The sequence below is a fragment of the Bifidobacterium sp. CP2 genome, assembly GCF_018555635.1.
In the GTDB taxonomy this organism is placed as follows: domain Bacteria; phylum Actinomycetota; class Actinomycetes; order Actinomycetales; family Bifidobacteriaceae; genus Bifidobacterium; species Bifidobacterium saguinibicoloris.
The window spans coordinates 124,181-141,263 of sequence record NZ_JAFEJX010000002.1; the positions used below are offsets into that span (position 1 = coordinate 124,181).

The 17,083-nt window shown below is 66.7% G+C and carries 14 protein-coding genes; 3 read left to right on the top strand and 11 right to left on the bottom strand.

Annotated features, from left to right (window positions below):
• Window positions 1–17: 17 nt before the first annotated feature.
• The 5 genes from JS531_RS01960 to ffh form a co-directional block, all read right to left on the bottom strand.
• On the bottom strand, window positions 18–251 hold the full coding sequence (locus JS531_RS01960) for an RNA-binding protein (protein ID WP_214311896.1): 234 nt from the start codon (window positions 249–251) through the stop codon (window positions 18–20).
• A gap of 53 nt (window positions 252–304) precedes the next feature.
• The gene (gene rpsP / locus JS531_RS01965) at window positions 305–751 is read right to left on the bottom strand and encodes a 30S ribosomal protein S16 (RefSeq protein WP_214311898.1); all 447 of its coding nucleotides are present in this window, start codon (window positions 749–751) and stop codon (window positions 305–307) included.
• 281 nt (window positions 752–1,032) lie between these two features.
• Window positions 1,033–1,329 carry a DUF4190 domain-containing protein gene (locus JS531_RS01970; RefSeq protein ID WP_214311900.1) on the bottom strand — a complete coding sequence of 99 codons (297 nt, stop codon included), beginning with the start codon at window positions 1,327–1,329 and terminating at the stop codon, window positions 1,033–1,035.
• 131 nt (window positions 1,330–1,460) lie between these two features.
• Window positions 1,461–2,549, bottom strand: a complete 1,089-nt coding sequence (locus tag JS531_RS01975; RefSeq protein ID WP_214312281.1) for an endonuclease/exonuclease/phosphatase family protein — start codon at window positions 2,547–2,549, stop codon at window positions 1,461–1,463.
• Between the two features lie 117 nt (window positions 2,550–2,666).
• A complete protein-coding gene (gene ffh, locus JS531_RS01980; RefSeq protein ID WP_214311901.1) occupies window positions 2,667–4,307 on the bottom strand; it encodes a signal recognition particle protein in 1,641 nt (546 codons plus the stop codon).
• Window positions 4,308–4,581: 274 nt separating this feature from the next.
• Between ffh and JS531_RS01985 the strand changes: the two genes are divergently transcribed.
• Window positions 4,582–5,574, top strand: coding sequence for a cation transporter (locus JS531_RS01985; RefSeq protein WP_214311903.1), 993 nt, complete (start codon window positions 4,582–4,584; stop codon window positions 5,572–5,574).
• 142 nt (window positions 5,575–5,716) lie between these two features.
• Here JS531_RS01985 and cysS read toward each other — a convergent pair whose 3' ends face one another.
• Window positions 5,717–7,366: a cysteine--tRNA ligase gene (cysS, locus tag JS531_RS01990; RefSeq protein WP_214311905.1), complete on the bottom strand. Its 1,650-nt coding sequence runs from the start codon at window positions 7,364–7,366 to the stop codon at window positions 5,717–5,719.
• Between the two features lie 526 nt (window positions 7,367–7,892).
• On the opposite strand from cysS, the gene JS531_RS01995 reads away from it, so the two are divergent.
• Together JS531_RS01995 and JS531_RS02000 are read left to right on the top strand one after the other, a co-directional pair.
• Window positions 7,893–8,657, top strand: a complete 765-nt coding sequence (locus JS531_RS01995) for a type 1 glutamine amidotransferase (RefSeq protein WP_214311907.1) — start codon at window positions 7,893–7,895, stop codon at window positions 8,655–8,657.
• Window positions 8,658–8,873: 216 nt separating this feature from the next.
• Entirely contained in the window at window positions 8,874–11,129 is a 2,256-nt protein-coding gene (locus tag JS531_RS02000; protein WP_214311909.1) for an ABC-F family ATP-binding cassette domain-containing protein, read from the top strand.
• A gap of 19 nt (window positions 11,130–11,148) precedes the next feature.
• On the opposite strand, the gene JS531_RS02005 is transcribed toward JS531_RS02000, so the two are convergent.
• The 5 genes from JS531_RS02005 to JS531_RS02025 all read right to left on the bottom strand — a co-directional run bounded on the left by JS531_RS02005 (window position 11,149) and on the right by JS531_RS02025 (window position 17,003).
• Window positions 11,149–11,577: a type II toxin-antitoxin system VapC family toxin gene (locus tag JS531_RS02005; protein WP_214311911.1), complete on the bottom strand. Its 429-nt coding sequence runs from the start codon at window positions 11,575–11,577 to the stop codon at window positions 11,149–11,151.
• A complete protein-coding gene (locus JS531_RS02010; RefSeq protein ID WP_214311913.1) occupies window positions 11,564–11,923 on the bottom strand; it encodes a hypothetical protein in 360 nt (119 codons plus the stop codon). The genes JS531_RS02005 and JS531_RS02010 overlap by 14 nt, the downstream gene beginning before the upstream one ends.
• A 188-nt stretch (window positions 11,924–12,111) precedes the next feature.
• Window positions 12,112–14,433: a DUF3825 domain-containing protein gene (locus JS531_RS02015; protein WP_214311915.1), complete on the bottom strand. Its 2,322-nt coding sequence runs from the start codon at window positions 14,431–14,433 to the stop codon at window positions 12,112–12,114.
• A gap of 161 nt (window positions 14,434–14,594) precedes the next feature.
• Window positions 14,595–15,791: a hypothetical protein gene (locus tag JS531_RS02020; protein WP_214311917.1), complete on the bottom strand. Its 1,197-nt coding sequence runs from the start codon at window positions 15,789–15,791 to the stop codon at window positions 14,595–14,597.
• 147 nt (window positions 15,792–15,938) lie between these two features.
• The gene (locus JS531_RS02025; protein ID WP_214311919.1) at window positions 15,939–17,003 is read right to left on the bottom strand and encodes a caspase family protein; all 1,065 of its coding nucleotides are present in this window, start codon (window positions 17,001–17,003) and stop codon (window positions 15,939–15,941) included.
• Window positions 17,004–17,083: the final 80 nt, after the last annotated feature.

Sequence of the window (17,083 nt, forward strand, 5' to 3'; positions counted from 1 at the left end):
TGGCTGCGCGGAACGTCTTACCGACGGACATCCATGATGTCGACGCGCACCTTGTGGTCGGCCAGAGCCTGCACCACGGTGCGGATCGCGTTGGCCGTGCGGCCGGAGCGACCGATGACGCGGCCGATGTCCTCCGGGTTCACGCGCACGCGAAGCAGTTCGCCGCGCGCGTTCTCGTGAGACTTGACCGTGACGTCATCCGGGAAGTCGACGATGTTCTTGATGAGGTGTTCCACAGCCTGTGCGAGCATGTCCAATCAGCCTTTCTGCTGTCGTGCCTGTTGCTTCGAAGCCTGTACGGGGCTCACTCGGCGTCGGCGGCCTGCTCCTCGGCCGGGGCCTCCTCGGCGGCGGCTTCGGCCTCAGCCTTGGCCTTCGCCTCGGCCTCGGACTTGGCGGCCTTGAGCTTCTGGGCCTCGGCCTCGACGGCCTCGACACGGGCGGCGGCATCCGGGCCGGCCTCAGCGGTCTTCAGCGTGCCTTCGGCACCGTCGAGGCCCTTGAACTTCTGCCAGTCGCCGGTGATGTTGAGGAGCTTGAAGACCTGCTCGGTCGGCTGGGCGCCGACACCCAGCCAGTACTGGGCGCGCTCGGAGTCGATCTTGATCGTGGAGGGCTGGGTGTTCGGATCGTACGTACCGATCTCCTCGATGGCGCGGCCATCGCGCTTGGTACGGGAATCCATGATTACCACGCGGTAGTACGCGTAGAACTTCTTACCCATGCGCTTCAGACGAATCTTGGTTGCCAAAATGGCTCTCCTTATGTATGAGGGGTGTGTGTTCGGTTCGCATTGTGGGGCGCAGCTCGCCGAGCCCACGTGTTCCTCGCGGCACGGGGTGTAGAGGGCGCCACGCGCGCGCGAATAACTGACCCATTATAGCGCCGCGCCCCGGACCGTCCGACACGCCGTGAGGCGTGCGCGGAAACGGTCCGGGGCGCGGAATCCAAGAAGTCGCGTGTCGTCCCGGCGCAAGACGTACGGTCCGTATGCGGTGTGCGCCCGGACGTGCGTCAGGGTCGGCGCATGGATCACGCTCCGGCGGCGTTCATGACGATGAGAATCACGATCCACACCAGGAAGATGACGATGCCGGCGATGGCCAGACCCTTGCCCTTGCCGCCCTTCTTGTTGATCTGGACGATGGCGATGATGCCGAACAGCAAGCCCAGCCAGCCTCCGAGGATGCCGAAGATTAGGCTGAGGATGGCGAAGATGTTCGTCTTCTCGTTCTGCGGCTGCTGCGGCTGGTACGGCTGCTGCGGCACCGGCGCGGCGGGCGGCGGCGGGACGGCGGGGCCTCCATAGTTGGCGTTCGGGTTGCTCATGGGAATCTCCCTTCCTTGGGAGGGGCCGACAATCGGTCCCTGTGACTCCATGCTACCCCCGTATGGGGTGGCTGGAAAGGAGGACGCGGTGAACCTGCGGTGAACAACCTTGCGACGTGGCCAGCGGACGTTCAACGCCCCTGTATCCGCGCCTCGCGCAGTCGCAGCCTGGCGGTGAGGGCGAGATGGTCGGTGCCTGCGACGCGCACCGGCTCGACGTCATGGAACGTGACGCCCGGCGTGGCGAGGATATGGTCGAGTTCGATGCGCGGCCACGGCGTCCAGCTGGGGAACGTGAGGCTCGGTCCCCGTCCCTGCGTGAGGCTTGCGTCGCGGAATCCCGATCGGAGCAGTGCGCGGAAGCTCGGATGCTCGAGGGATGCGTTGAGGTCGCCCATCACCACGGCGATGTCCCGGTCGCCGATGTGTTCGGCCTTGGCGAGTTCGCCCAATCCGATGATGCCGGCCGACCATTGGGCGCATCCGCGCATCGGCGACTTCGTGTGCGCGGCGGCGACGGTGACGGTGCGGCCGTCCGCCATGCGCAGGACGACGGCCGGGACGTCCGCGGCCGGGATGTCGACGACGTCCGGCACGCCCGCCGCCGGCTCATGACGGAGGAACAGGATGTTGAACCCGCCGTTGTCGCCGGTCTTCGGCTCGCCTGATTGCCGATAGGGGAGGAGCCGTGTGATGCCGGCCTCTTCGAGCCGCGCGACGAGGCTTTCGGAGACCTCCTCCAACGCGAGCACGTCGACGTCCCGTTCACGCGCCTGCCGTACGATGTCCGCCGCGTCCGCACGTCCGAACCGGCAGTTCAGCGTCATGAGCCGCAGCTGCGACGGCGCCTCCAGGGATGTTTCACGCGCTGTTCCACGGCCCTTGGATTCCGTTTCACGTGATGTTTCACGGTTGTGGTCGTCGTGACGCGTCCGCTCGACGATCCTGTCCGCCAGTGATGGACGCCTGCGGAAGCCCTTGCGCCAGTATTCGACGCGACGCGACGGCGCCGCCAGCGCCAGGGCGCCCAACGTCCATGTCATGCCCCACTCTCCCTGCCATGCGGCCAGGGCGGCCAGCGCCAGCGAGGGGATCCACAGGAACGGGGACAACGCGATGAGATACGGCAACGGCATGTACCCGTCCAATCCGGCCGGCAAGGCGCCCAGCGCGATCCACACCGCGCACACGATGGCCCAGATGGCCAAGGCGATCATCAGCATGGGAAGCTCCTTTCGTCGTATGACGCACGTCGTAGCGACCATGGTACGCCGTCGTCCAATACGGGGAATGGGCGCCCTCCCGACAGGGAGGGCGCCCATTCACGACAAGACCGGTCAGTGAAGCAGGCCGGACAGACCACCGCCGAAGTTCGGCGGCAGTTCGCCGCCGTTCGCATCCAACGCCTGCTGCAGACCGGCCGGCAGCGCCGGGTTCTGCGGCTTCTTGGCGAACGCGGAGCCGCCCGAGGTGCCGGACTTGCCGGCCAGCTTGTCGCGCAACGCCCTCTCCTCGGCCTCGCGCTTCATCGGGTTGCCGGACTTGCCCTTGCGCTTCTTGTTCTTGCCCTTGTTCTTCTTGCCGCCGCCCATGGCCGGGCCGCCGAGACCGGGCATGCCGCCCAGACCGGCCTTGTTGGACATGCGCTTCATCATCTTCGCGGCCTGCTCGAACCGCTGCAGCAGCGCGTTCACCGCGGACACCGTGTTGCCGGAGCCATAGGCGATGCGCGCGCGGCGGGAGCCGTCGATGATCTTCGGATTGCGCCGCTCTGCGGGCGTCATCGAACGGATGATGGCCTCCGTGCGGTCGATCTCGCGCTCGTCGAACTGCTCCAGCTCCTTGCGGTGGGCCGCCATGCCCGGGATCATGCCGAGCAGCGACTTCATCGAACCGAGCTTGCGGACCTGCTGCAGCTGCGCGAGGAAGTCGTCCAGACCGAATTCGCCCTCCGCCATCTTCTGCGCGGCCTCGCGCGCCTGCGCCTCGTCGAACTGCTTCTGCGCCTGCTCGATGAGCGTGAGGATGTCGCCCATGTCGAGGATGCGGGAGGCCATGCGGTCCGGGTGGAACACCTCGAAGTCCTTCAGGCCCTCGCCGTTCGAGGCGAACAGGATCGGCTTGCCGGTGACGGACGCCACGGACAGGGCCGCGCCGCCGCGGGCGTCGCCATCCAGCTTGGACAGGACCACGCCGGTGAAGTCCACGCCCTCGTCGAACGCCTTCGCGGTGCGCACCGCATCCTGGCCGATCATCGCGTCGATGACGAACAGGATCTCGTTCGGGTTCACGGCGTCGCGGATGTCGCGCGCCTGACGCATGAGCTCCTCGTCCACGCCCAGACGGCCGGCGGTATCGATGATGACCGTGTCATACAGCTTCTGCTTCGCGAACTCGATGGAATCGCGCGCCACCTTCACCGGATCGCCGGTGGTCAGGCCGGGCGCGGACACGGCGTCGCCGCCGTCGGACTGCACGCCCTTCTCCGGCGCGTACACCGGCACGCCGGCGCGCTCGCCCACCACCTGCAGCTGGGTGACCGCGTTCGGACGCTGCAGATCGGCCGCCACGAGCAGCGGCGTGTGGCCGGCGTCCTTCAGCCAGTAGCCGAGCTTGCCGGCCAGCGTGGTCTTGCCGGCGCCCTGCAGACCGGCGAGCATGATGATCGTCGGCGGGTTCTTCGCGAAGTTCAGCGGCCGGTCCACGCCGGCGCCGAGCACCGCCGTCAGCTCCTCGTTGACGATCTTCACGACCTGCTGCGCCGGGTTCAGCGCCTCGGACACCTCGGTGCCAAGAGCGCGCTCGCGGATGCGCGCGGTGAACGGGCGCACCACCTCGAGCGCCACGTCGGCGTCGAGCAGCGCGCGGCGGATCTCGCGGATCGTGCCGTCGATGTCCGTCTCGGAAAGCTTGCCCTTGCTCTTCAGATGCTTGAACGCATTCGAGAGCTTGTCTGTCAGAGAACTAAATGCTGCCATAATCGGCCAAGTCTAGCCGCCACGCGGGAAAACGGGGAACGGTCGACGGGTCGGCCCCGGGTGAAACCGGACGTCGCCCCATCGGGGGCGTCCGGTACCATGGAACGGCAAGAAATTCCGTGGATATTGACCCACGTCGGCCGCATCGGACCCCGAGTCGCGCGGCCTTCCTTTGTCGATCTCCGTGGACACCCCTGAGTTTGACTGCTGTGAGCCGCGCCCTTCGCCGGGTCGGGGCCAACGCGGACAAGCCAAGCAACGGAAGGCCCACCATATGACCAACAGCATCATCGCGACCATCCGCAACGTCGGCGGAACCGGAGCCGGAACCGGGAACGGAGGCGGACGCGCGCGCGGCCGCCTCGACCACAAACAGGTCGAACGCCGGGCGCTGACCGTCGGCATCGTCGTCAACACGGCGCAGGTCGCCGCCGGCATGGCCGTCTTCTTCATGACCGGCCTCAAGGCGATGTTCCTCGACTTCTCCTTCACCGCGATCTCCGTCTTGTCCGGGCTGATCGCCGTCTACCTGTCCTCGCGCACCGTGCGCACCACCGAACGGTTCCCCAACGGACTGTTCGCCCTCGAACCGATCTACGCGATCGCCAAGGCGATTCTCACCCTCTCCCTGCTCGTCTACTCCCTGCTCGACGTCTCCCAGGTCGCCTACGACTGGTTCGTGCTCGGCGAGGGCGAGCGCATCGAGACCGGACCGGTCGTCGTCTACGAAATCGCGACCGTCGTCGCTTGCTTCTCCCTGTGGGTGTTCTACCGGAGACGCAACCGGTCCATCCGCAACGCGAGCACCATGCTCACGGCCGAATGCAACAGCACGCTCGTCGACGGCGCCATGTCCGCCGGCATCGGCGCGGTGGCCGTGGCGCTGATGATCCTGCCCACCGACGGCCCGTTCGACTTCCTCCACTACACCGGCGACTTCTTCATCACCGTGGCGCTGGTGCTGTGCACCATCAGGGAGCCATTCGGCGTGCTGAAGGAGGCGTTCGTCGAACTCGTCGGCGGCATCCACGACGACGACGAGACCAACGCGCACGTGGAGGCCGTCGCCCTGCGGCACCTGCCGCAAGGCACCGAATACGAGAAGACGCTGATCTTCAAAACCGGCATGAACTACACGGTCGACGTGTACCTCGCCGGCGTGAGCGACGTCATCGACGTCGCGGACCTCATCGAATGCAAGCGCTCGCTGGAGACGGAACTGAAGAAGCGGCTGCACATCGTCGACGTCGACTTCGTGTTCGACTGACGGCGTCGTCGCGACGTACGCGGCGCACGTCATGACGAAGGGGGCGGAACCTCACGTGAAGTTCCGCCCCCTTCGTCGTCCGGTCATGCATCGTCCGGTCACGGACGGACCGGTCGCGGACGCGGCGCCATACGTCGCGACGTCACTTGAGCGACCAGGTGGAGCCCTGCGGACCATCCTCGATGGCGACGCCCGCCGCGGCCAACGCGTCGCGGATCGCATCCGCCTTGGCGAAATCACGGGCCTTGCGGGCCTCGGCGCGGGCGGTCAGCTGCTCGCCGATCAGCGCCTCGAGCGCCTTGTGCTCCGGGGACTCGTCCGCGCCGTCGCCGGCGGCGCCCGCCGCACCGGCGGACACCCACGGCTCGGCAAGCGGGTCCAGACCCAGCGTGTCGAGCATCGCGCGCACCGCGAGCAGAGAGGCGCGCACCTCGGCGCGGGCCTCGTCGGAATCGGCGTGGTCGGTGAGACGGGACAGCAGCGTGTTGCCGTTGCGCACGCCGGTGAAGACGGCCGCGGTCGCGCCGGACACGTTCACGTCGTCGTTCATCGCGGCGACGAAATCGGCCGGCAGGTCGTCGGCGGACACGGCCGCCACCTCGTCGCGCGACGGCTGGCCGCCCAACGCCACGCCCGCGCGTTCGATGAAGTTCGCGATGCGCTCGTACGCGGCCTGCGCCTCCACGAGCGCCTGATCGGACCACTCGAGCATCGAACGGTACTGGACGGAACCCAAGGCGTAACGCACCACCCACGCGGAATGCTCGGCGAGCACGCTCGGCACGGACAGGCCTGTGCCCAGGGACTTCGACATCTTCTCGCCCTTGGCGGTCACCCACGCGGAATGCATCCAACGGGCGGCCGACTCGTAGCCGGCGGCGCGCGTCTGCGCCATCTCGTTCTCATGGTGCGGGAAACGCAGGTCCAGGCCGCCGCCGTGGATGTCGAAGCCGTCCTTCAGGTAGCGGTGGCTCATCGCCGAGCATTCGATGTGCCAGCCCGGGCGGCCCACGCCGAACGGCGTGTTCCAGCGGGCGTCGAGCGGGTCGGTGTCCTTCGGGGCCTTCCACAGGGCGAAGTCGCGCGGGTCGTGCTTGTCCGGGGAGGCGTCCGCCGGATCGACCGGATTGTACTTGTCGTCGCCGGCGGCGTCGACGGACGGGCCCATGCGGTCCGCCACGGCCGCCGCCTCGTCCACCTCCGCGGTCTGCTTCTGGTGCGTCAGCTCGCCGTAGTGCGGCCAGGAGGCGACGTCGAAATACACGTTGCCGGTGGGCTTGCCGTCCGCGTCCGTCACCACGTAGCCGTGGCCGTTCGCGATGATGCGTTCGATGAGGTCGATCATGTCCGACATGTGGCCGGTGGCGCGCGGCTCCACCGTGGGCGGCAGCACGCCCAGCGTCTCGTACGCGTGCGTGAACTCGCGCTCGTAGTAGTAGGCGCGTGCCCACCACTGCTGGCCCGCGGCGGCGGCCTTGTCGAGAATCTTGTCGTCGATGTCGGTGACGTTGCGCACGAACGTCACCTTGTAGCCGAGCTTGAGGAACCAGCGGCGGATGATGTCGAACGCCACGGCCGCGCGGATGTGGCCGATGTGCGGCGACGACTGCACGGTGGCGCCGCACACGTAGATGCCGACCTCGCCCGGCTTGATCGGCGTGAACACGCTCGTGGTGTGCGAGGCGGTGTCGTAGAGCCTGAGGCCTGCGGCCGCCTTGGCGACCTTCGCCGGCGTGAGGGCCGAAGGCATCACGGAAGTATTGAAATCATGCGGTTCTTGGCTGTTTCCCATACGTCAAGAGTATACCCATGGTCCGCGGGGGGTGACGGGTGCGGTTTTCGTCCGCCGGTGCGTGGTTTCCGCCCGCCGGTGTGTGTGCCGTCCGTTTCTATAGGAACGGACGTCTGTGGTGCTGTTGGGGCGTGTGTTGCGTCCGTTTCTATAGGAATGGGTGTCTGTGGGGTTGTTGGGGTGTGCGTTGCGTCCGTTTCTATAGGAACGGACGGTTGCGGGGCTGATGGGGTGTGTATGGTGTCCGTTTCTATAGGATGTGGCGGAATCGTGGGGTGGGGGAGCCCGGGGAACGTCCGATTCTATAGGAACGGGCGGTTTGAGTGGTGTGGTGATGGGTGTGTGCGTCCGATTCTGTAGGATGTGGCGGGATTGTGGGTGTGGCGCCCGTGGAACGTCCGATTCTATAGGAACGGGCGGGGAAAATGCGGGAAATGCGGGGGACGCGGGGAAGTACGGGGAGCTCGAGGAGTGCGGATGGGAGCGTGTGTCCCGGGTTTACGCGGGTCGTGTCACAATAGGAGGCATGACGCCACAAGTGCTTGTTCTGCAACATGTCCCCTGGGAGAAGCCCGGGCGCATCGCCACCGCATTCGACGAGATCGGTCTCGGCTACCAGATCCTCAACGTGGTGGATACCAAGAAGCCCGACCTCCCCTCGTTCGACGAGGTCGCCGGCGTGGTCATCATGGGTGGTCCCATGGGCGCCACCGACTACGACAAGCATCCGGGCCTCAAGGCGGAGGCGAAGCTGGCGCGCGCCGCCATCGCCGTGAACAAGCCGGTGCTCGGCGTGTGCCTCGGCCATCAGATCATCGCCACCGCGCTCGGTGCGAAGCTGCATCGCGGCGAGAAGCCGGAGATCGGCTTCGCTCCCATCAAGCGCGTCGACAAGCATGACTACTTCTCCATGTGGGACAAGCAGATCAACGTGCTCCACTGGCACAACGACGTGGTGGGCCTGCCGGAAGGCGCCCAGTTGCTCGCCCGTTCGCCGCTCACCAAGGTGCAGGCGTTCCGCGCTGGCTCCGCGCTGGGCCTCCAGTTCCATCTCGAGGTGAGCGCCGCCCTGCTCGAGGAATGGCTCGACGAGCCGAGCATGGTCAAAGACCTCAAGGCCGCGGGCGGCTCCAAATCGCAGTTGCGCGAGGATTTCGCCCAGTACAATCCGCTGCTGCACCCGCTCGCCGACCAGGTGTTCACCGGTTTCGCGGCCCGCTGCAACAGCTACGCGCAGGGCCTGATCCGTCGTGACGCGGAGAACGGTCCCAAGGACCCGGTCATCTGCTGATTCTCCGGTCCATACCCTCCCGCCTACGTCTCCTCTCTCCCATGGTGCGGTAGAACCCTCATGGTGCGGTAGACGGGGAATGGCGTCATTCCGCCGTTGTGGAGAAAGTGTGTTGCCGTGCCATGGGAGAAAGAGCGCACCATGGGATGCGGGAGAGGGTCCCGTGAGGTGCGGGGAGACGGGGGATGCCCGGTGGTGCCGCTAAGTTAGTGAGCCATGCCGACTTACGATATTGGACTGGAACACGTTTCGCTCGCCTTCGCCACCAAGACCATCTTCACCGATGTGACGCAGGGTGTGTTCGAAGGCGACCGCATCGGCATCGTCGGCCGCAACGGCGACGGCAAGTCCACGCTGCTGCACCTGTTCCGCGGTACGCAGGAGCCTGATTCCGGCCGTGTGACGAAGCGCGGCGGACTCACCTTCGGCATGCTTGACCAGCGCGATCCGCTCGACGACGACGCCACGATCCGCGAGGCCGCGCTCGAAGGCCGCGCCGACTACGAGTGGGCGTCCGACAACGCCTCCCGTGAGATCGTCGAGGCGCTGCTCGGCGGCATGAGCCTCGACGCGAAGGTCGGCTCGCTGTCCGGCGGCCAGCGCCGCCGCGCCGACCTGGCCCGCCTGCTCCTCAAGGACTGGGACATCCTCGCGCTCGACGAGCCCACCAACCATCTCGACGTGGTCACCATCCACTGGCTTGCCGAACACCTCAAGAACCGCTGGTCCAAGGGCCAGGGCGCGCTGCTGCTCGTCACCCACGACCGCTGGTTCCTCGACGAGGTGTGCGAATCCATGTGGGAGGTGCACGACGGCGTCATCGAACCGTTCGAAGGTGGATATTCCGCGTACATGCTGCAGCGCGTCGAACGCGACCGTCAGGCCGACGTGCGCGAGACCAAACGCCGCAACCTCGCCCGCAAGGAGCTCGCCTGGCTCTCCCGCGGCGCCCGCGCCCGCTCCACCAAGCAGAAGTTCCACGTCAAGGCCGCGCGCGAACTCATCGCCGACGTGCCGCCGATGCGCAACACGCTCGAACTGAAGCAGATGGCCACCTCGCGCCTCGGCAAGCAGGTCGTCGACCTCGTCGACGTGACGCAGATCTTCGAGAAGACCGCCATCGACATCGACCCGGACGCGGCCGCGCTCGCCGACTCCGCCTCCCGTGTGGACGTGGTGGACTCCATGTACGCCGAACCGCAGCTCCACGGCTCCGTGGAGGTCGCCGTCACCGACATGACCGATCCCAGGCTCGTCGACGCCGGCGTGCCGGAGGCCGTCGCCGCCGCCGAGGAGGCGCGCGTCAAGGCGGAACGGGAGGGCGCGGGCGCATCGTCGTCCGACGACGACCGTGCGGTGCGCCGCATGAACACCGGCGGCGAGACCATCGGCGTGGACACGGCGGCCGAAGCCACGTCCGCCGCGCGCAAGGTGACCGTGTCCGGCCGCGAGATCCTCGACGACGTGACCTGGCTCATCGGCCCCGGCGACCGCTTCGGCATCGTCGGCGCGAACGGCGCCGGCAAGTCCACGCTGCTCAAGCTCATCGACGGCACGCTCACCCCCACCGTGGGGCGTGTGAACATCGGCAAGACCGTGAAGTTCGCGGTGCTCTCCCAGCGGCTCGACGAACTCGAGAAGCTCGGCAAGTACAAGATCAAGGAAGTGCTCTCCCGCTACAAGCCCAGCTATATCGTGGACGGCAAGGAGGTCACGCCCGGCCAGCTCATGGAACGGCTCGGCTTCGAGTCGGCGCAGCTCATGACCCCGATCCGCGACCTGTCCGGCGGCCAGAAGCGCCGCATGCAGCTGCTGCTCATCCTGCTCGACGAACCGAACGTGCTCATCATGGACGAGCCCGGCAACGACCTCGACACCGACATGCTCGCCGTGATGGAGGACCTGCTCGACACCTGGCCGGGCACGCTCATCGTGGTCTCCCACGACCGCTACCTGCTCGAACGCGTCACCGACCAGCAGTTCGCGCTCATCGGCGGCAAGGTGCGTCACCTGCCCGGCGGCGTGCAGGACTACCTCGACATGGTCGAGGACCTCAAGAACGGCAAGGGGCTGCCCGCCGACGAACCCGGCTTCGCGGGCACCGGCGGCAGGTCCGGACGCGCGGGCAAGGGCGGTTCCTCCGCGGCGACGGCCGTGACCGCCACGGCGGTCGCCGGCGACGGCGGTTCGTCCACGTCTTCGTCCGCCACGTCCGGCGCGCAGGAGGCCCCCGCGGCGCCGAAGCTCACCGGCAAGGCGTTCCACGACGCCTCCAAGCGGGTGAACGCCATCGAACGCAAGCTCGCCAAACTCGAGGAGCAGAAGAAGGACCTCGAGGAGCGGATGGCCGCGCACGACCCGAGCGACTACGAGGGGCTCAACAAGCTCAACGGCCAGCTCAAGGCCGTCGCCGACGAGTCCGACGAGCTCACCATGGAATGGATGGACCTGTCCGAGCAGCTCGGACAGTAGTCGATGCTGTATCCGCGCGCTACCGGCGGTCGTGCTCCCAAGGATTCACGAGTGCGACTCCGGTGCCTTCGAAATCCTTGATGTTGCGCGTCACCACGGCCGCGCCGTGCGCCCGCGCGATTGCCGCGATCATCGCATCCTGCGTACCTATCGGTCGTCCCATGCGTCGTCGTGCCGCGGCTATGGAGGCGTAATGTGCGGCGGACTGCTGGTCGAACGGCAGCGTCCGGTCCGCATAGGTTCTGGTGAACGCCTGGATGGCGCCGGAGAGACGTGCTCGTTTTTTCCCCTTCGGGGCGATGGCGACGCCGTACATCAGTTCCGCCACCGTGATCGCCGTAGTGCGACATTCCCGATGTGGCAATCCGATGAACCAATCGATGACATGCGGGTCGCTTGAATCTTCTTTGAGGATTTCGCTGATGACATTGGTGTCAAAGACGATCATGGCCGTCCTTCCGGTCGTCATCGTCCTTGTCAAAGGTCGTCGCATCCTCGTCCCCGAGACCGAGGTCAACGGGACGCGGGCCGAAATCGTAGGTATTGCGCGGGGGACACAGTTCCTCATCCGGCCCGAGACCGTCGCCGTCGAGTATCCGCCACATCTCCTCGACGAGGTCGGCGTTCGTGGTGATGCGGTGCGCCAGGTATTCGGTGGTGCAGTCCTCCAGCAGTGAACGCACCTCCGCCTCCATGGATCGGTTGTTGTCCTTCGCCATCCTCTTCAGCGTCTCCAGACAGTCCGCAGGCACCCTGCGGACGGTGATGGTGCCGGTCGTCTCGCTCGTACCCATCGTCGCCTCCTCGCCGTTTCGTCATGGCAACATCGTCGTGCTGTCATTGTGCAGTCATATCCGCTGTCATAATGACAGCAGCCGGAGACGAAGGGAAAGGGGTTGGGGATGTCGTACGACATCCCCAACCCCCTGTCCGGTATCGGACGATGGAGCGGCCGGCCCGTCGCCGCGTGCCCGGCGCACGCTCAGATGCTCAGCCAGCTGCTGTCCGGCTTGCAGATGATGCGGGCGTTGGAGAACGCCATCGGCAGGGTCAGGATGGTGTGCGCCTGCGCCGTGCCGTTGGCCTGCGACTGGACCACCAGCGCCACGTCCGCGTGCAGGTGGTCGGTCAGGCAGATGGGCAGCAGGAACTGCATGCTGTCCGTGGTCGGATAGTAGGAGGGGAGCGCCACCTTGTAGTCGAGGCCCACGCGCACCAGCGTCTGCCTGATGGCGCGTTCCAGCTCCTGGCGCAGGGACGAGAAGGCGTCCGAATCCTCGAGCACGGCCTGCCCGATGGCCTTCCACGTGGGGTCGTTCAGGTCGTCGGGGAGCCCGTCGAAGCGTTGGCGCACCTGCGTGTCCGGACGGATCACACGCTCGAGGAACGCCTTCGGCAGACGTCCGATGTTGTCGCCGAGGATGTGGTCGTAATCCACCTTCAGCATGTCCGGGTCTGGGATATCCAGCAGCACGTCGCTCAGATGCCTGAAGTACGAGGCCCGGCGGGGCAGCTCGGTGCGTCCGTCGCGGGAGGGCAGGTTCCGGTACATCTGCTTGCCGAGTTGTCCGTTGCCCAGCACGCAGAATCCCTGAAGGTGCCATTGGGGCAGCTGCGGGTTGTTGTACACCCACACGTTGTGGTCGAAGACCATGTAGATCGGCTCGTAGGAGCCGCGGTCCACCAATCCGGTGTTGATGGCCGCGAAACCGGAGGGGATGGCCTCGTTGAAGACGATCTTCCCCTCCTTCTTCAGGTGGTGGAACGTGTAGGTGATGTAGTTCCCCAGCAGGGCGTGCGCATGCTGCTGTCCCGGCATCTCCCAGTTCTCGGGCAGCGCCATGGCGGCGAGCTGGTCGAGCTTCGACTGGTAGGAGTCCGGTGATTCGGGGTTGGCGTTGCCGAGGAACGCGAACGTGCGCAACGTGTCCTTGGCGGCGACGGCGTCGGTCTTGTGCGCCTCGTCCACGCGGCTGAGGTAGAACGGCAGGCGTGAATCCGGACGGGACCGTTGCACCGTCAGACGCAGCGGGGTCGGGCCGTCGGAGCCCTGTTCGGGGGCGTCCGCGGTGAAGACGGCGCTTTCGCCGTCGTCGGCCACGGTCACGGTGTGGTCGGCGCATGCCTTGCCCCAGGCCTCGTTCAGGAAGTCGAGCGGCTTGACCCCCGGTCCGATGCGGGCGATCAGATGGGCGGCGGACGTGGGCGGCACGTACGTCCACGTGGTGAACGTCGTGGCGTCGTCCACGTATCGCTTCAGCGAGGGGAGGCCGTTCGCGGGCGACGGCGTCGGTGTGGGTTGCGGCGTCGCCGTGGTCTTCGGCGTGGGCGCGGGTCGCGGGGTCGGGACGGCCGCGGTCGGAGCCGTGGCGGCCGGGGTCGGAACGTCCGGGGTCGGGATGGTCGGGGTCGGGATGGTCGGGACCGTGCCGGTCGGGGTCGGAGTCGGGGTCGCCGCGGCCGGCGCGGCCGGGCTGATGAGGTATTGCGGTGTGGTGGTGGGGGCGTTGGGGTCCTGTGCGATGCGGATGACGCCGTGTCGTTCCACCATGCGCAGGAATTCCATGAGCCTGTAGCCGGTGTAGGTCACGCCGGCGCCCTTGAGTTTCTGTCCGGCGTCGATGGATCCGATGGTTGTGGTGCCGTCGCCGAACAGCGCCTTGCGTACCGCTTCGGCCGTTTCGGCGCTCACCGCGGCGGGGGAGGAGGGCCTGCGCGCACCCCCGGGTGCGGATGCGGGCGCGTGCACGGAGGGACCGGAACCGTCGATGCGCTGCTGGAGGTCCTCCATGATCGCCTGATAGATGGTGCTGCTCCAGTCCAGCTCGGATTTGGGCCACGCCGATGTCGGATAGTTCTTCCGCCTGAGCTCATTCTGGTAGGTGAGCAGGCGGTTGTATTCCACGAGATCCTCCGTGTCGGCGATGTTGCGGAAGAACACGTGGCAGGGCTTGTGCGCGTCGATGGCGCGCTGGATCTCCTCGGCCGTGCCGGAATGGATGTTCCGTGTGGTGGGCGTGCCGAGCCGGGAATGGAAGACGGCGATGACGATCTCCGCGTTGTCGAGGATGCGGCGGTTCGTCTGGTCCTGTGCGGTGTCCGCGCCGAAGATGGTGGTGGACTGTTCCGGGGCCCACATGCGCGGGTCGAGGTAGTAGCCGCGTTCCGCGCCCCAGATATCGTTCCACTGCTCGAGGATTCTCTTGATGAGTTTCTTGGTGGGGTTGGCATCGGTCGGGCCGATGATCGCGACTCGGATGACGGAGGCCCTTCGGGGTGATGCGATGGTGCTCTGTTCGGACATGATGAGACTCCCTTGGCATATATATGCCTCTGACGGCGATATATATTCGATACGACATATATGGTAATTGAAGTTTGGCGGCGGAAACCGCGCCGTCCCGGTTGATGACGGCGCGGCTTCCGCCCAAGGCGCGGCGGAGGTGGGACGCCCCGCCCGCATGTTCAGTAGCAGTACCCGTTCACGCGGGACGCCAAGGTGGATTCGAGGGACATGTTCGCCCGCGCCCGCTCGCGTTCCGCGGTCTCGCGGTTCGCCCGCTCCTCGTCGCCCGCCGCACGGTAGATGTCGGCGAGCGCCGCGTGAGCGGCCACGGTCTTGTAGTCGGCGAAGGGCTGGTTCGGGTGGTATGCGGTCCTGATCCGCCTGCGGGCGTCCAGGAAGCGGAGGAACCCGCGTTTCGCCTCGTCGATGTTGCTCAGGCGCAGCTGCATGTCGGCGATTTCGAAGTAGACGTCGGCGAGCTGGTATTCGGGGATGCGTCCTTCGAGGGGCAGGTAGGCGCGCAGGGCGTCCTGATAGTGGTCCAGCGCCTGGCGCAGTTCGCCGCGTCGCTCGCAGTCGATGCCGCGGCGGCAGGCGTCGTCCGCGGATTCCAGCAGGCTCCGCTCCCGGTCCGTCAGGTCGCCGTCCGATGTGTCCGACGTGTCCGATGCGTCCGTGTCGTCGCCTGCGTCCATATCGTCGTCATCGTCCGCGTCGTCGTCCCCGTCGCCTTCCCCGAACAGGGCGTCGAATTCGGCGACGAGGTCACGGCCGTCGTTCCCGTCGTTCCCGTCGTTCCCGTCGTTCCCGTCGTTCCCGTCGTTCCCGTCGTTCCCGTCGTTCCCGTCGTTCCCGTCGTTCCCGTCGTTCCCGTCGTTCCCGTCGTTCCCGTCGTTCCCGTCGTCACCGTCGTTCCCGTCGTCCTCGTCGTCGAACGGGAGACCTCCGGGGAACGCGAGACGCAGGTATTCGTCCCCATGACGCTCCCAGCTGAGGCATACCAACGCCATCAGCACGTCCAGCGTCCTGAACGAGGGAACGTCCATGTACGGCGCGCCGATGCGGTAGTTCGTCTTCCCGTTGCGGACGTCGATGCTGAACGAGCCGGCGCGCAGATGGCAGTTGATGCGGGTGAACATCGTCTCCACGTTCCGGATGGCCTCCGTGTCGTGGGGGTCGGGGGTGAGGAGCGGGGAGGCGATGACCGTGAGGAATCCGTCCTCGGCGATGATGATCACCCAGATTCGCTCCAGGGCGCATGGGATGGATGGGACGAACTGGAATCGGCAGGGGTCGTCGTCGTGGACATAGCGGACGCCTCCGTCGTCCAGATAGCGTCGAACCTGCCGTGCAAGGGGATTGGTGACGTGGACCATCTCGGTTCCTTTCGACGTGGACGGCCTCTATGGCCGTCGTGACGCCTTATCTAGGGGCATCCGAGGCGCTCGCGCGGGAAAACCTTAGTCGGCGTGTCGTGTTTGCACCACCCCCATGCATCCGAGGCGCTCGCGCGGGAAAACCGGTCAGAAATCCTCCATACGGCGTTTCATCAGGTCGAAATAGTATCTGCCGCGTGGGGTCAGACGGACGCTGCCGCCGTTGAGGCACGCCCAGTACAGGTCGCGTGTGGCGCCGGAGTCGTCGGTGATCGCGATCAGGCGCGCGTCCCGCCATTTCTTGATGGTCTCCATGAGCCGCTGATGCTCGTTGAGGTCCTTCGCGTGTTCGTTGCCCTGCCGGCTGCGTCGGCCGCCGTCGGCGGGCTCCGGGGCCTCCATGTCCGGGTAGGGGTGGAACACGGTGCGGCTGGTCTCGAAGACGTGGCCGCCGTTGCGCGGGTCCCTGGTCCGCACGAGGGACTGCAGGGACTGTTCGGTGATGGTGGCGCTGACGCGCTTGATGATGATGTCGTGCTCCAGGCACGCCTTCAGTACGGGCTTCTGCGTGACGTCCCTCCGCTCCAGCGATTCGCTGGCGTCCGCGAACAGCGAGACGACGGAGATGTTGCCGAAGATGTCGGCGCTGTCGCCTTCGAGCCCGGCCAGCAGGGATGCGGTGAACCTGCCGTGTTCGCCGACCTCCCGGGCCTGCTGGTCGTCGCGGGACGCCGCGAGCACCGCCATGTTGCGTACGTCGCCGGGGAAGGCGGCGTCCACCACGGCGGCTCCCGCATGGCAGCAGTCCAGGATGACGACGACGGAACGCAGACGCGCCGCGCGTCGCTTCACGTGGGCGATGAGCTCCGAGAGACGCAGCCCGCTGCGTTCCCCGTCCGGTGAGGCGGGGTCGTCCTCGCAGCTGGCCAGCAGCAGATCGCCGTCGCCGAGCAGGAATGCGTGTCCGGAATAGTAGAACAGCACGTCGTCCTGATCGGTGCTGTCGAGCAGATGGGAGACGCCCGCGACCAGATCGTCCTGTCCGACGTCGCGGCTGGCGCCGTCGACGAGCACCCTGCCGGACCAGTTCGGGCGGCCTCCGTCCTCGAACTCCAGCGTCTTCGCCATCGCCCGGGCATCCTTGCGGCAGCATCGCAGCGGCGCATGCCGGTCATACTGTTCGATGCCCACGAACAACGCCTGACGCGTCATCACGGCCCTCCCTCTCGCACTGGCGTCCCGGCCGTCGCGGACGGCCGGACTACAATGGCCATTGTACGGGTCCGGTTCGA

What these genes read in the sequence shown, in the direction of transcription:
- JS531_RS01960 (WP_214311896.1), bottom strand. Translation starts at nt 251, where the DNA reads ATGCTCGCACAGGCTGTGGAACACCTCATCAAGAACATCGTCGACTTC.
- JS531_RS01970 (WP_214311900.1), bottom strand. Translation starts at nt 1,329, where the DNA reads ATGAGCAACCCGAACGCCAACTATGGAGGCCCCGCCGTCCCGCCGCCG.
- ffh (WP_214311901.1), bottom strand. Translation starts at nt 4,307, where the DNA reads ATGGCAGCATTTAGTTCTCTGACAGACAAGCTCTCGAATGCGTTCAAG.
- JS531_RS01985 (WP_214311903.1), top strand. Translation starts at nt 4,582, where the DNA reads ATGACCAACAGCATCATCGCGACCATCCGCAACGTCGGCGGAACCGGA.
- cysS (WP_214311905.1), bottom strand. Translation starts at nt 7,366, where the DNA reads ATGGGAAACAGCCAAGAACCGCATGATTTCAATACTTCCGTGATGCCT.
- JS531_RS01995 (WP_214311907.1), top strand. Translation starts at nt 7,893, where the DNA reads ATGACGCCACAAGTGCTTGTTCTGCAACATGTCCCCTGGGAGAAGCCC.
- JS531_RS02000 (WP_214311909.1), top strand. Translation starts at nt 8,874, where the DNA reads ATGCCGACTTACGATATTGGACTGGAACACGTTTCGCTCGCCTTCGCC.
- JS531_RS02005 (WP_214311911.1), bottom strand. Translation starts at nt 11,577, where the DNA reads ATGATCGTCTTTGACACCAATGTCATCAGCGAAATCCTCAAAGAAGAT.
- JS531_RS02010 (WP_214311913.1), bottom strand. Translation starts at nt 11,923, where the DNA reads ATGGGTACGAGCGAGACGACCGGCACCATCACCGTCCGCAGGGTGCCT.
- JS531_RS02015 (WP_214311915.1), bottom strand. Translation starts at nt 14,433, where the DNA reads ATGTCCGAACAGAGCACCATCGCATCACCCCGAAGGGCCTCCGTCATC.
- JS531_RS02020 (WP_214311917.1), bottom strand. Translation starts at nt 15,791, where the DNA reads ATGGTCCACGTCACCAATCCCCTTGCACGGCAGGTTCGACGCTATCTG.
- JS531_RS02025 (WP_214311919.1), bottom strand. Translation starts at nt 17,003, where the DNA reads ATGACGCGTCAGGCGTTGTTCGTGGGCATCGAACAGTATGACCGGCAT.